Genomic DNA, 12,952 nt, shown 5'->3' with positions numbered 1-12,952 from the left:
TACAAAGTAAAGTGCAATGCATGACAACCTCAGTCGGTGCGCAACTCCGCAAGGGCGTCGTCGAGTACTGCGTCCTCGGACTCCTCCAACAGGGGCCCATGTACGGGTGGCTGATCTCAGAACGACTGGTCTCCCTCGGGCTCATCGGCAGCATCGGAACGCTCTACCCGTTGATGACTCGACTGCGCGAGCGCGAGCTGATCGCCGCGCACGCCGACGACTCCGATTCGGCGCGACCCCGGAAGTACTACGCCATCACCAGTCAGGGACACGCCGAGTTGGAGCAGTTCAGGTCCCAGTGGGCGCCGTTCGCCTCCGCCGTGGAGGAAGTCACGCAATCACGAACGACCACCACCACGACCGCGAGCGACAGCATCCGCTCACGCGACCAGACGGAAGCAGGAGACCGATGAAGCCTTTCGAATCGCAGAACGAAATCGCAGGCAGCTACCTGAAGGAGCTCCAAGCAGCACTTCGCGATGGGGCGCCCCAGGTCCGGGACGAGGTGCTCAACGACATCGCGGACACGCTCCGCGGCCTCGATGCCGACGAGACTCGAGTCCGCATCCGAGAGCTCGGGGCACCGAGCACGATCGCAGCCGACGCCATGGCGGAGACGCCCTCGCCCGAAGGGACCGGGCCGAGCCGCGCGTACCCGATCATCATGTCCATCGTCCTCATCGCCGGCTGGTACCTGGTGCCAGTGCTCGGCTGGGTGGCCGGACTCATCATGATCGGCGCGAGCCAGCACTGGTCGTCGCGAGTGCGCAGGAACGGCATCCTCGCGTCTGTCGCCGTGATCACCGTCTCGACCATCGGCATCTTCGCGTTCCGCGGGACAGAAGCGTGGGTCGTCGGCGTGATCATCTTCGCTGTGCTGCCGCTCCTCGGCAACATCTTCGTCGCCGACTACCTCCGCCGCCGCTGGGCACTGCCCGGCCAGCACTAGATCCGACGCACACCCGGCCCGATCTGGCCCAGCTCGACAGCTCTGCCGGTGACCGATGACCCGAACTCTGGAGGAGAATGCCGGTATGCGCCTCCGTCGATTCACTCCAGTGCTGCTCGTCCCCCTCGTGCTCGCAGCACTCGTTGGATGCTCGCCCACTGCGCCCACGGAACCGGAGCCGCCGAAGTTCAAGCTCTCCCTCAACGAGGTACGCGACGCATCGCGGGAGGTGGCCGAGGGGATGGTCGCGGAGTTCCCGGAAGCAACGGGGCTCATCGAAGCCGATCCCAACGTCTCAGCCTGCGCCGGCGAGGAACCCAGAATCGGTCGTTGGGTGTGGGCGACGACGTTCTCGTCCACCGACCTCGTGAACACCGTCACGAAACTCCAAGAGGAGTATGGCGACGCCGTGACCTCCACGGGCACCGCGAGTGAGACGGTCGAGTATGCCGACGGCTCCACATGGCCTGCGACTGGCTCGCACACCTTGATCGAAGACGAGACCGGGTCGTACCTCCTGAGCTACCCAGCTGGAACCGAAGGACAGGTCCTGCTTCGCGTGGTCACCGCCTGCGGAGTGCTGCGCTGAGCATCCCACCATCGAGACGATTCGGACCCCACGGGTCTCGCGCATCTGGGCGCTAACGCCTCCCTGCCGAACCCTGCTAAGTTAGGGGCAATCGTTCAGCCCGCCCGGTCCACCGGTGTGGGCTGGATTTTTTTGTCCGAGAGGATGCCGAGAGTGTCACCTTCACCGAAGAAGTACCTCACGATCGGAGAGCAGGCTCAGCTCCTCGAGAGCCGGGGCATGGAGCTCGACGGCAACCCCGAGCAGTGGCTGAAGTCGATCAACTACTACCGGTTGAGCGGGTACTGGTACACGTCGCGTCGATTCGAGACAACCGCTGAGGGCGCGCCCTCACGATCCGATCAGTTCCAACCGGGGACCAAGTTCTCAGAGGTTGCGGCACTGTACGAGCTTGACCGCAAACTTCGCTCTCTTGTACACGTCGGGCTCGAGCGGGTCTAAGTAGCGCTCCGCAGTCAGGTCAGCTACGTCCTCGGGCGCTACGGCCCTTTGTCCTACGAGGACAAGTCCCTGTTTCGGGATGCCTTCAACCACTCGTCGTGGGTCGACAAGACGCACGAACGGGTGAAGCGGGCGGCCCGCAGATCGATGTTCATCAACCATCACATGCAGAATCACGCTGGGGTGATTCCGATCTGGGTGCTCGTCGACGTCCTCGACTTCTCGGACGTATCGATGCTCTACGACGGAATGCGCGCAACAGACCAGTTCGATGTGGCTGAAGGCATGGGTATACGTCTCCGACTTGACCGGTTGTCGCACAGGCAACGCGGCAAAGCCGTCAAGCATCATCCGTTCGCCCGGTGGCTCGAGCAGCTGACGGTCGTCCGCAATATCTCTGCCCATCATGGACGCCTTTGGAACCGCTCCCTCGTCCCGGCTGCGACAGGGGCGATGAGGACCATCGAAGAGTTGGAGAGCCTTCCTCCTGGACAGAGCGAAGATCTCTACGGAGCGCTCGCGGTCATCGCGCAGATCTTGACAGCTTCCGCGCCCGACTCGAATTGGGCACTCAAGGTCGCGTCGGAAGTCGAGCGCGGGTTCGCGGCGCTGCCCGGGCGGGATGTCAGTGAGATGGGGTTTCCCGGCGATTGGCGCGATGTCGGCGTCTGGAGGGCCTGAGAAGCGCGCCGTCCGCAGTGGGTCGTTTGCGCAGGATTTCCTGGGTGGGCCACACCTATCTCGCCGAGCACGCTCGCAGAGCGTCCCCTCGGAACCGGTGACCCGATCAGCGATAGCGTGATCGCATGACAGGCGGCACTCTGCGTTGGGCGACCGAAGCTGATGCGCGGGCAGTCGCCATCGTGCACGTCGACTCGTGGCGAGCGGCCTACGCGGGCCTCATCCCCTCGGAGGTGCTGGCCGCCCTGAGCGTCGAGCAGCGCACCGCCGGCTGGACACGGTGGATCGCCGCCTCCCTGCGCGGCGATGCGACGGACCTCGACGCCGTGCGCCCGCATCGGCTGCTCGTCGCCGAGGACGGGGAACGCATCGTCGGCTGGGCCGCGTTCGGGCCTGGGAGAGACCCCGACGATGGGCACCGAGGGGAGCTCGGTGGCCTGTACGTGCATCCAGACCACTGGTCGACTGGGGTCGGCGCTTCGCTCATCCGTCGCGCCGAACAAGAACTCCGCACGGCCGGCCACTCGGACGCCTACGTGTGGGTGCTGACGGGCAACGAGCGGGCAATCGGCTTCTACGAGCGACAGGGCTGGCATGCGGACGGCGCCAGCAAGATCGCGGATGAGGGCAGCGCACGCGCGCTCGTCGAACTCCGACACACAAAGCCCCTGTCTTAGTCATGCCGAAGAAGCGCTGACCGAGAAGGACCTGGGGCGGCTGGCCTCAGCGACGGATACGCTGGGCCAGCCGCCCGACCTGGAGGCGACGCCTGGACTAGACGCCCAGCTGCCCCAGCCACTCTGTGACGGAGCGAGGCGTGATGCCGAGCCGCCTCTGCGCACTCGTCGCCTCGTCGATGACCTCGTGGGGCTGCGTGGCTCGCCACTTGTAGGAGTCGACGACGGGCGCAGCACCGGGACCGATGACACGCGCGAGGTCCTCTCCGAACGCATCCGGATCACGACTGTCGAACCTGACCGGACGACCAAGGTGCGCTGCGAAACTCTGCGCGAGATCGTCGCCGAGGAGACCGGGGAGGGCGCCGACGCCGACGATTCCGGTGATCGCGTCGTCCTGCAGCAGTCCGACGACGACGTCAGCGACGTCGAGGTGGGAGCTCCAGGAGACCGCGTAGTCCGCACGGATGGGGTAGCTGAGAATGCCACGCTCCTGCACCGACTCGACGACGAACGGCAGCAGGAGGTTCTCGAGGTAGAGGCGGGGCTGCACGATGGCGGTCGAGATCTCGGCTTCCTCGAGCCTGCGCACCAGCACGGCGAGCGCGCTCTCCGGGTCCTCCAGCGTGTACCCGCTCGTGGAGACCACGACTCGGGCCGGAGTCGACGCCTCGGCGGCGTCGGCGACCGCGTTCGCTGCGGACAGCTGGTCGGCAGGCGATCCAATCGGCAGGTGGACGAAGATCCCCTGAACTCTGCGATACGCGTCGGCCAGCGAGGCGGCGTCGGTGAAGTCGACGGCAACCGCCGTTCCCGGGCCGACATAGGAGCTCGGTGTGCGAACCGCGGCAGTGACATCGAGGTCGGCCTGGGCGAGGGCTGCGATGACGGGGGCGCCCTGGGCACCAGTGGCGCCATGAATCAAGTAGGTCATACGTCCATTAGTGCACAGGATGCATCGGTTACGTCAACTGCACTAAAGGGATATGCTCAAACTCATGTCAAGATGCGACGATCTCCCCGAGTGCGGTGTCGCCCGATTCCTCGTACTTCTCGAGGGGCCATGGGCCACCTTGATCGTGCGGGAACTGCTCCACGGCCCCCTCCGATTCACCGAGATCAAAGACCGCCTCCCCGGCATCAGTGCGCACACGCTCACGAACCGACTGCGGCGCTTCGAGGCCAACGGGCTTGTCACACGGACGTCCTACCCGGAGATCCCGCCGAGGGTCGTCTACGAGCTGACCGAGGTCGGTGAGCAGCTGCGGACGGTCCTCGACGCCATGAACGCGTGGGCCCTGTCCGTGCCTGAAGTCGCCAACGCGGAGTGACCGGTTAGCTCCGCCGTCACCGTTCTACTAAGATCCTTGCTCGGAATTGCTAGCCATGTCACGAGGTTCGCATGATGCCTCGTGCCGACCGAGCAAGGAGCCGGCCGTGCAGTCGCCCGAGTCAAAACTCACCCCAAGCAGCTACGGCGCGGTTCGCCGGACGACCAAGGGAGAGAAGACTCCCCGGATCACGCAGAGCTATGGCGCAGTCTCGAAGGCGATCCGTGGAGAGGGGCTCCTCGATCGCACGCTCGGGTTCTACGGCGCTCTCGCAGCAGGCCTTCTCGTCGCACTCGCCGCCGCGATCACTGGGTTCATCCTGCTCGGGGACAGCTGGTTCCAGCTGCTCATCGCGGCGGCACTCGGGGTCATCTTCACGCAGTTCGCGTTCCTCGCTCACGAAGCCTCCCACCGCCAGGTTCTGACCTCGGGCAGGGCGAACGACCGGCTCGGTCGTTTCCTCGCGGCCGGCATCGTCGGGATGAGCTACAGCTGGTGGATGACGAAGCACACGCGTCATCACGCCAACCCCAACAAGAAGGGGAAGGACCCCGACATCGACTTCGACACGATCTCCTTCACGGAGGAGTCGGCGAGCGAGCAACGGGGTCTGCTGGCACTGATCACCCGCAAGCAGGGGTACCTCTTCTTCCCGCTGCTGACCTTCGAGGGCTACAACCTCCACTTCCGGTCCATCAAGTCGCTCTTCGCCAGGGAGAAGATCACGGGTCGGTGGGTGGAGCTGACGATGATCGCGGTCCGCTTCGCGATCTACCTCGGCGCGATCTTCTGGATGCTCCCGCTCGGCATGGCGTTCGCCTTCGTCGCCGTGCAGATGGCCGTGTTCGGGGTCTACATGGGGGCGTCGTTCGCGCCCAACCACAAGGGCATGCCGCTCATCCCCGCCGACGTGAAGCTCGACTTCTTCAGCAGGCAGGTCCTCACCTCGCGCAACGTGCGGGGCGGCTGGTGGGCCAGTGCGCTCATGGGCGGACTCAACTACCAGATCGAGCACCACCTCTTCCCGAGCATGCCGAGGCCGCACCTCGCCCGCGCTCGCGAGATCGTGCGGTCCTACTGCGAAGAGCAGGACGTGCCGTATGCGGAGACCTCGCTCCTGGAGTCGTACCGCATCGTCATCGAGTACCTCAACCGGGTGGGGCTGCAGGCTCGCGACCCGTTCGACTGCCCCGTCGCCGGCGACTTCCGGCGCCGCTAGGCGCAAAGGCCAGAGCTACGATCGGGCCGCGCCTCAGGGGCGGCGGGCGATCCAGAGGGCTCGTGCGCCGCGAACATGCACGCGCTCGATGAGTCGATGCTCACCCGACAGGTCGGCGACGATCTCTCGGATGGACCGCGCCGACTCGTCGCTGAGTTCGGACTGCGCGTGCTGTGCGAGTCGCCGGAGTTCGAGCGCCGCGTATTCGCCCCCTGGCCCGTCAGCGGCGTGACGCTGGCCGCTCGTGAGCAGGCGGGTCTCGAGGAGCTCGAAGCCGGCCGCGGTGATGTCCGTCGCCCAGTCTGGGGCGTTGCGGTCTGCTCCGGCCGCGAGGCGGAGAGCCGTCTCCAACGACGCGTGCTCACTGGGGAGCACGAGCGGCGGAGCAACCATTTCGACGATCGCGAGCACGCCTCCGCGGCGGAGGCTGCGGAACATGTTCGACAAGGCCAGCGCCGGATCCGGCGCTTCATGCAGCGCGTTGGACGACCAGATCACGTCAGCGACTCCGGCATCGAAGAGCCGGTCGCCCATATCGGCGCGGATGCTGGTGATTCGACCCCCGAGCCCCTGCCGGTCTGCACGCCCGCGGATGTCATCGAGCATCCGTTCGTCGAGATCGATCGCGACGAGCTCTGCACCTTCGTATTCTGCGGCGAGGGCGAAGAGCCCCGCCCCGGTCCCGGCGCCGATATCGAGGACAGTGGCGACGTCTGCCTTGCGTGCATGACGGGCGAGGGCCCGCACTGCTCGCTCGGTGACAGACCGATGGATGATCGCGTCGAGGTCCAGAAGGCGAGACAGCTGGTCGTGGTGAGCGTGGGTACTCGCGGTGTGAGGCATGTCTCCAACGTAGATCGAACCTGCGTCAAGCGCATACACTCTTGTCTATGACGCAAGAAACTGACGTTGACCGCCTCGTCCGGCAGCGCATCAGAGCCCTCCGACGGTCGCGCGGGTGGTCTCTTGACACGCTGGCCGAACGCAGCTTCCTCAGCCCCTCGAACCTCAGCCGCATCGAGACGGGTGGTCGACGCATCGCACTCGATCAGCTCATCCCGATCGCTCGAGCTCTCGACACCAGCCTCGATCAGCTCATCGAGCCGGCCGATGACGCCGACGTGGTGATCCGCCCACGCCGTGATGAGCAACGCGGCACGACCCTCTGGACGCTGGCCAGCAACCGCGCCCCGAACGGACTCACCGTCGCGAAGATGCGCATCACGACGCCGGCGCCGCCGACGGAAGAAGCTGGCGTCCACCCGGGACGGGACTGGTTCACCGTGCTATCGGGCACCGCCGAACTTCGACTGGGCGATCGACTCATACTGGTCGAAGCGGGAAGCGCCGCCGAGTTCTCGACGATGATCCCCCACGCTTTCGGCGCACACGGGCCAGGCCCGGTCGAGATCCTCACGATCCTCACGAGCGACGGCGACCACGCCCACCTACCTCGGTGAGTCCAGAGCTCGGGGCTCCCGACCCCAGAGCTCGCGCGCGAACCCGCGAACAGCCTCGGCGACCGGCGTCTGCCCCTCGTTCAACTCCAGGATCTGCCGACTGACGGACGGCTCGAGCACCAGCGCCTCGAGGACAGCGGCCACATCCTCGCGGGGTATCTCGCCGTGCTCCTCTGCGGGCCCGAGGGAGACCTCCCCGGTTCCAGCGTCATCCGTCAAGAGCGATGGGCGGAGGATCACCCAATCGACATCCTGTCGGGTCAGGCTCACCTCTGCCCGCTTCTTGACCGCGAAGTAGTGTTCCTCGTCGTCGCTCAGCGCTCGTTCACGCCACGCTTCGGGAAGCACGGAGAGCAGAATGAGCCGCACCCCTCGGACGCGCTCGACCGCCTCCGCCACGCGACCGAGAGCGGCGAGGTCGATGTCGTCCGTCACGCGCTGGGGGCCAGCATTCGAGCCAGCGGCGTACACGACGACATCGCAGTCCCGGATCATCGCCCCGAGCTCGTCTGCGGTGGAGGCTCCGAGGTCCCCGAGCAGCGGCGACACCTCGGCCCGCTCGAGCGCTGCGGCCTGCCGCCGCGTCCGAACGAGACCGGAAACGGGCACGCCCTGACCTTGGAGGCGGGCCGCGAGCAGCCGACCGACCCTGCCTGAGATGCCGAAGATGAAGACGCGAGGAGGCACCGCCCGCTTCGGCGCTGAGCTCGACTGCTCATCCGCAGAAGTGGGAGCTGAGTGGATGGGCTTCGAAATGATGATGCTCCCTTTCATCGGCGAACCTCTTCTGCTGCCAGCAGGTTCACGAGCTCCTCGTATCCGTAGAGACGGGCGAGATCCTTCGGCGTGAGCCCTGCGTGTGTTCGCAGCACCAGTGAGGCCCCCGCCTCGAGGAGCACCCGAGCCGAGTCGACGTGGCCGTGCCAGACCGCGTCGTGCAGCGCAGTGAGGCCGTTGTACAACCCCTGGGCGTCAAGGTCTGCCGACAGGCCTGTCTGGCGTGGCGCAAGCAGGCAGCGGAGCACGTCGGCATGTCCGAAGTAGGCGGCATCGTGAACCGCGGTGCCCTTCATCAGGCCGATCGTGAGGCGCGGGTCTGCGCCGGCATCGAGGAGACGATCTGCGACATCGACGTGACCTTCGCGAGCGGCCACACCCAACGGCGTGTAGTCGTCGTCGAAGCCACCGACGATCGGGTGGCGCTCGTCGAGCGCGGCGCCGCCTGCGATGAGCTGCTCCACCGCGGAGAGATCCCCCGCGCTCGCGGCGGCGAACAGCGCAAGGGAAGCCACATGCCGCTCGTTGGCACTGTCATGGTCCAGGATGAGCGCTTCGATGGTACCCAAGCCATCCTCGCGGGCGAGCTGGACTGCCGTCTGGTGCCAGTGGTTCATCACGTCGGTTCGAGCTCCTCGGTTCAGGAGAACCTGGACGGCTTCCGGCTGCTTCTGCAGGACAGCGTCCATGAGCGCGGTGTTGCCGAGAGACGGTGACTGCTGATCGATGAACGCGCCGTGATCGAGGAGCAGCGACACCACATCGCCGTTGCCGCCCTGCGCTGCCTTGTGCAGAGCTGTGGCCCCCATGTGACGTTCCACTGTCAGCGGGTCGGCTCCTGCGGTCAGCAGCAGGTCGACGAGTTGCGCGTTCCCGAAAGCGGCGGCGACCATCAGGGGCGTGAGGCCGTCTGGCAGGGGCTGGCTGGCGTCTGTTCCCGTGCGAAGAAGGTCAGCGACCCTGGACAGGTCTTCCGCTCGGACAGCTTGGTCGAGGTTCATCATCGTTCGCTCTCACTTTCAGCACCCATGTCACTGGTGCATTGCCATTCGATACCGGCAAGGAATGCCAAGATCTCCGCCGTCACCCGTTCGGCCGCTTCGTGCTGCGGCCAGTGCCCGACCCCTTCGAGACGGACGACGTCTACCAGCCCAGGGGCGGATACGCGCAACTGCTCGACGGTCGGCGGTTCGGGGTGGAAGAGCTGGCAGAGGCCATCTTCAGCGCCCCATATGTACAGCGCGGGCTGCCGGATCGGCACCCCCTTGAACGCCGACATCTGCTCGAAGGTGATGTCGGATGCGCGGTAGTAGTTCAGACCCGTCGCGAAGCCGCTCCCTTGGAAGGCGGCGATGGAGCGCGAGACATACGTGGGGTCGGCCCAAGCGGGGACGCCGACTGGCGCAGGTCGGAGCATGCCTCGGGAGGAGTCGACGGGATCCCACCCTTCCCCGACGGCGGGGCTTCCAGAAAGCCAGTACAGCGCACTCGGAATGGATGCAGCCGCGGGCTCGAAGGCGAGATGCCCGTCAGGCTTCATCATCTCGAACGCGTAGTAGCTGTCGCCCAAGCCGTCCTTCTTCAGCTGGCTCCACAGGCTCGCTTCCCCGCGGGGCAGAAACGGGATGCTCAAGCTGACAAGTCCGCGGAACAGGTCTGGACGGAGCACCATCGCGCGCTGCGCCACGTCCGCACCCCAGTCGTGGCCGACGAGCACGGCCTCGGAGATCTCCAGCGCGTCCAGAACCCCGACGAGGTCCCCCACCGTGTGGAGAGCGCTGTAGAGCTCGACGCTGCTTGGGGAGTAGCTGGCTCCGAACCCTCGCATGTCGAGAGCCACAGCCCTGTATCCCGCCTCAGCGACTCCGGCCATCTGACCGAGCCAGGTCTCCCCCACGTCAGGGAACCCGTGGGCGAACAGGACAGTGGGCCCATCTCCTTGATCGAGCACTCGGAACGGGTGGCCGTTCACGTCGATCTGCCGCTCGCGCAACGGCGGCCTGTTTCCTTCTCCTCGGTTCAACGGTGGTCCTCCTTCTCTCTTGCGTGGCCGAGCCGAAGCGGTTGGGCGCAGAAACGCCCCATCGGTGCCTTCGACTCGATAAGCTACTTTCTGTAGCAACAGTAACCTACTGAAGGTAGCTTAATGACGGCCCAAGCAACACCGCCCCCCGAAGAACCACGGAAGCGTCGCCTCCCCTGGGATGCTCGCCACCAGGACCTGCTGGAGAAGGCGCTGGCCATCGTGCGGCAGGACGGGGTGGACGCCCTGACGCTGGGCACCCTCGCCCAGCACGGGGGCGTGTCGAAGCCCGTCGTCTACGATCACTTTGAGTCGCGCTCGTCGCTGCTGACGGCCCTGTACCGGTGGATCGACGCGGAGCGGAAGCGGGCGTTCCAAGAGGGGATGGCCCAGGACGGTCTCGCCCACGAGCCCACGATCGACGCCCTCTCCGAGACGTACATCCGGTGCGCGACGGATGCCAGCAGCGAGTTCTTCGCCGTCGGGGCTGCGATGACGGGCAACGAAGAACGTGCCAGCATCTACCGCGAGCTCGAGGAGACGGGCGTGCAGATGTTCGAGGCGATCCTTCGGCCGCACGTCCGCATGCCCGACCCGGAACTCCACCGCCTCTGCATCGCCCTTGTCGGCGCGGGCGAGTCCCTGTCGGCCTCGACCCTCAAGGGGGCGATCACGGAGGCCGAGGCGATCGCGACGTACGCCCAGCTGATCGGACTGGCGACGAAGAAGGACAGCGGATGTCGGAGCTGAGCGCCGACGACCGGGTGATCCTCGTCCATGGGTGGCCGGGACTCCCGTCGGACTACGACGCGGTGCGAGACGCCCTCCAGCCTGCGACGACGATCGTGCCCGACCTCCGCGGATTCGGAGCCGCGTTCGCGGGCGAGCTCCCGCTCGCTGAGGCCACTGCGGAAGCGCACGCCCGCCGTCTCCTCGATGGACTTGCGGACCCTGCCAGCGGCGGCCGCACCATCATCGCCGGCTACGACATCGGCAGCCGAATCGCTCAGGCAGCGCTTCGCCTCGACCCGTCGCGGTTCGACGGGGCCGTCCTCACCCCCGCGTATCCGGGCATCGGCGACCGCGCGACGGCGCCGTCCCTCGCACCGACATTCTGGTACCAGCACTTCCAACGCGAGCCGATCGCTGCCGAGCTGATCGATGGCAGACCCGACGCGGTCGCCAGCTACCTCGACTACCTCTGGCGCACCTGGAGCGGAGCCGCCGCACCCCAGCGTCACCCGCAGCGCGAGGAGCTCATCGCGGCCTACTCCCGGCCGGGAGCGTTCGCCGCGAGCATCCAGTGGTACCTCGCGAATCGCGGGTACGCGGGCGAACTGCCACCGATCGAGACCCCGACCGTCATGCTCTGGCCGACGGAGGATCCCCTGTTCCCGATCGAGTGGGCCGACCGGCTCGACGATCACTTCAGCCGCGTCAGCCTGCACCCCGTCGTCGGAAGCGGACACCTCCTCCCGATCGAAGCACCCGCCGCCTTCGTCAGCGCGATCCGCTCCCTCGTCGTCGCCAGCGAGCGCTGAACACACCGGGCGCGCGGCAGCCGACGTCGCCAGGACTCAGAGCGCTCCGTTGCCGGTGGGTCCCTCGGCGAGGTCCCTGAACCGGGGCGCGCCCAGATGCATGCAGAAGGCCGCGACGCTCAGCAGCGTCGCGAACACCGCGAGTACGACCTCGGTCCGCACCACGCTCCCGAGGACTCCGATCGCCAGCACCGTCGACGCGGATGCGGCGTAGGTGGCGACGGCGAACTTCGACGCGAGCGAGCTCTGCTGGCTCGCGGCCGCTCCGCGCGTCAGATGCACCAGCGACGTCCGGTAGGCCACAGCCCCTCCCGCACCGAGCAGCGCCATCGCGAGCAACGCGAGCGGGTTGTTCGAGAGCAGCACCGACGTGACCGCGAGCGCACAGCCGACGGCGAACGCGAGGTGACCGCTGGCTGCGGGGAGCAGCCGACCGAGCGGCACGCTCGCGAGCTGAGCGACGGCCGCAGCAACCAGCATGGTGACGCTGCCGCCGAATTGCGCCAGCGGCATCGCGGCATCGGAGAACACCGTCGGCGCGTAGACGACGCCAGCGCTGAGCCCCGTCCAGACCACCGCGGCGCGCGCGATCGTCCGGACGTCGCCGCGCGTCAGCCGACGGGAGGTCGGAGCCGCGACTCCACGCTTGCGCGCAGCCCGTGGCAAGCTCCGGGGAAGCAACAGGACAAGGGCCAGTGCGAGCAGGAGCGCTATCGCGGCGCCAGCGACGTACATGGACATCGCCCCGGCGATGGTCTCGAGCGCCGCAACCCCCTGGGCGATCGCGGTGCCGACGACAGCGCCGACGAGGTTCCCCGTCGCGGCCAGTCCCCGCCCACGCCCTTTGAGCGCATCCACCACCAGACCGGCCGCACCGCCCGTCGCGAGCCCGACCGCGACCCCGGTCGCCGCCCGCCCGACGAGCAGCTGCACCTCGTTCGAGGACGCGAGGAGCAGGTTCGCGAGCGCCGCGATGAGCAGGGCCGCGACCACGGCCGAACCGGGTGTCACTCGCAGCCGGGAGAAGCCGACGACCAGGAGGGTGGCAACCGCTGCTGACACGTAGACCACGAACGTCAGCGACACACCGAGCGGGGTCAGGGGCACCTCGACCCGGAGCATGGGCAGCAGCGGGTTGATGCTGTTGGCGCCGGCGATCACGAAGCCGAAGGCGATGGCCGCGAACGCAGCCAGCGCACGCTCCCTGGGGCGGATTTTCGTCAAGGGGACTCCAGATGTCGCTCACCGATCGGATCGCGAAGGC

The 12,952-nt window shown here is 66.9% G+C and carries 15 protein-coding genes and 1 pseudogene; 10 read left to right on the top strand and 6 right to left on the bottom strand.

Annotation, left to right across the window (positions count from 1 at the left end):
* Window positions 1–20 precede the first annotated feature (20 nt).
* From ITJ61_RS14905 to ITJ61_RS14880, 5 genes and pseudogenes are all read left to right on the top strand, one after another.
* Complete coding sequence (locus tag ITJ61_RS14905; protein ID WP_104239880.1) at window positions 21–413, top strand: PadR family transcriptional regulator; 393 nt, start codon at window positions 21–23, stop codon at window positions 411–413.
* Complete coding sequence (locus tag ITJ61_RS14900; protein WP_194686579.1) at window positions 410–949, top strand: HAAS signaling domain-containing protein; 540 nt, start codon at window positions 410–412, stop codon at window positions 947–949. The genes ITJ61_RS14905 and ITJ61_RS14900 overlap by 4 nt, the downstream gene beginning before the upstream one ends.
* A gap of 85 nt (window positions 950–1,034) precedes the next feature.
* Window positions 1,035–1,538 (top strand): hypothetical protein, encoded by a 504-nt coding sequence (locus tag ITJ61_RS14895; RefSeq protein ID WP_104341722.1) that lies wholly within the window; start codon window positions 1,035–1,037, stop codon window positions 1,536–1,538.
* 144 nt (window positions 1,539–1,682) lie between these two features.
* Window positions 1,683–2,660 (top strand): annotated as a pseudogene (locus ITJ61_RS14885) (Abi family protein).
* Between the two features lie 125 nt (window positions 2,661–2,785).
* Window positions 2,786–3,337 (top strand): GNAT family N-acetyltransferase, encoded by a 552-nt coding sequence (locus tag ITJ61_RS14880; RefSeq protein ID WP_194686577.1) that lies wholly within the window; start codon window positions 2,786–2,788, stop codon window positions 3,335–3,337.
* Between the two features lie 97 nt (window positions 3,338–3,434).
* Here the strand turns inward: ITJ61_RS14880 and ITJ61_RS14875 are convergent, their stop codons facing one another.
* Complete coding sequence (locus ITJ61_RS14875) at window positions 3,435–4,271, bottom strand: SDR family oxidoreductase (protein WP_194686576.1); 837 nt, start codon at window positions 4,269–4,271, stop codon at window positions 3,435–3,437.
* A 64-nt stretch (window positions 4,272–4,335) separates the two neighbouring features.
* Between ITJ61_RS14875 and ITJ61_RS14870 the strand changes: the two genes are divergently transcribed.
* The gene (locus ITJ61_RS14870; protein WP_104332513.1) at window positions 4,336–4,668 is read left to right on the top strand and encodes a winged helix-turn-helix transcriptional regulator; all 333 of its coding nucleotides are present in this window, start codon (window positions 4,336–4,338) and stop codon (window positions 4,666–4,668) included.
* A gap of 55 nt (window positions 4,669–4,723) precedes the next feature.
* Window positions 4,724–5,887: an acyl-CoA desaturase gene (locus ITJ61_RS14865; protein ID WP_194686575.1), complete on the top strand. Its 1,164-nt coding sequence runs from the start codon at window positions 4,724–4,726 to the stop codon at window positions 5,885–5,887.
* Window positions 5,888–5,920: 33 nt separating this feature from the next.
* Here the strand turns inward: ITJ61_RS14865 and ITJ61_RS14860 are convergent, their stop codons facing one another.
* Complete coding sequence (locus ITJ61_RS14860) at window positions 5,921–6,730, bottom strand: class I SAM-dependent methyltransferase (protein ID WP_194686574.1); 810 nt, start codon at window positions 6,728–6,730, stop codon at window positions 5,921–5,923.
* 47 nt (window positions 6,731–6,777) lie between these two features.
* On the opposite strand from ITJ61_RS14860, the gene ITJ61_RS14855 reads away from it, so the two are divergent.
* On the top strand, window positions 6,778–7,347 hold the full coding sequence (locus ITJ61_RS14855; protein ID WP_194686573.1) for a helix-turn-helix domain-containing protein: 570 nt from the start codon (window positions 6,778–6,780) through the stop codon (window positions 7,345–7,347).
* Here the strand turns inward: ITJ61_RS14855 and ITJ61_RS14850 are convergent.
* The 3 genes from ITJ61_RS14850 to ITJ61_RS14840 are packed head-to-tail and all read right to left on the bottom strand — an operon-like array spanning window position 7,336 to window position 10,117.
* Window positions 7,336–8,121 (bottom strand): NAD(P)H-binding protein, encoded by a 786-nt coding sequence (locus ITJ61_RS14850; RefSeq protein ID WP_194686572.1) that lies wholly within the window; start codon window positions 8,119–8,121, stop codon window positions 7,336–7,338. The two genes, ITJ61_RS14855 and ITJ61_RS14850, sit on opposite strands and share 12 nt — an antisense overlap.
* On the bottom strand, window positions 8,118–9,128 hold the full coding sequence (locus ITJ61_RS14845) for an ankyrin repeat domain-containing protein (protein ID WP_228496686.1): 1,011 nt from the start codon (window positions 9,126–9,128) through the stop codon (window positions 8,118–8,120). The genes ITJ61_RS14850 and ITJ61_RS14845 overlap by 4 nt, the downstream gene beginning before the upstream one ends.
* Complete coding sequence (locus ITJ61_RS14840) at window positions 9,125–10,117, bottom strand: alpha/beta fold hydrolase (RefSeq protein ID WP_228496685.1); 993 nt, start codon at window positions 10,115–10,117, stop codon at window positions 9,125–9,127. The genes ITJ61_RS14845 and ITJ61_RS14840 overlap by 4 nt, the downstream gene beginning before the upstream one ends.
* Before the next feature lie 153 nt (window positions 10,118–10,270).
* Between ITJ61_RS14840 and ITJ61_RS14835 the strand changes: the two genes are divergently transcribed.
* The gene (locus tag ITJ61_RS14835) at window positions 10,271–10,897 is read left to right on the top strand and encodes a TetR/AcrR family transcriptional regulator (protein WP_219820217.1); all 627 of its coding nucleotides are present in this window, start codon (window positions 10,271–10,273) and stop codon (window positions 10,895–10,897) included.
* Complete coding sequence (locus ITJ61_RS14830) at window positions 10,885–11,688, top strand: alpha/beta fold hydrolase (protein WP_104307345.1); 804 nt, start codon at window positions 10,885–10,887, stop codon at window positions 11,686–11,688. The genes ITJ61_RS14835 and ITJ61_RS14830 overlap by 13 nt, the downstream gene beginning before the upstream one ends.
* Window positions 11,689–11,724: 36 nt before the next feature.
* On the opposite strand, the gene ITJ61_RS14825 is transcribed toward ITJ61_RS14830, so the two are convergent.
* Complete coding sequence (locus tag ITJ61_RS14825) at window positions 11,725–12,912, bottom strand: MFS transporter (protein ID WP_194686570.1); 1,188 nt, start codon at window positions 12,910–12,912, stop codon at window positions 11,725–11,727.
* Window positions 12,913–12,952 lie beyond the last annotated feature (40 nt).

The sequence above is a fragment of the Pseudoclavibacter sp. VKM Ac-2888 genome, from assembly GCF_015351285.1.
In the GTDB taxonomy this organism is placed as follows: domain Bacteria; phylum Actinomycetota; class Actinomycetes; order Actinomycetales; family Microbacteriaceae; genus Pseudoclavibacter.
Note: the sequence above shows the minus strand (reverse complement) of the source record. Positions and strands in the feature narration are given on the sequence as shown.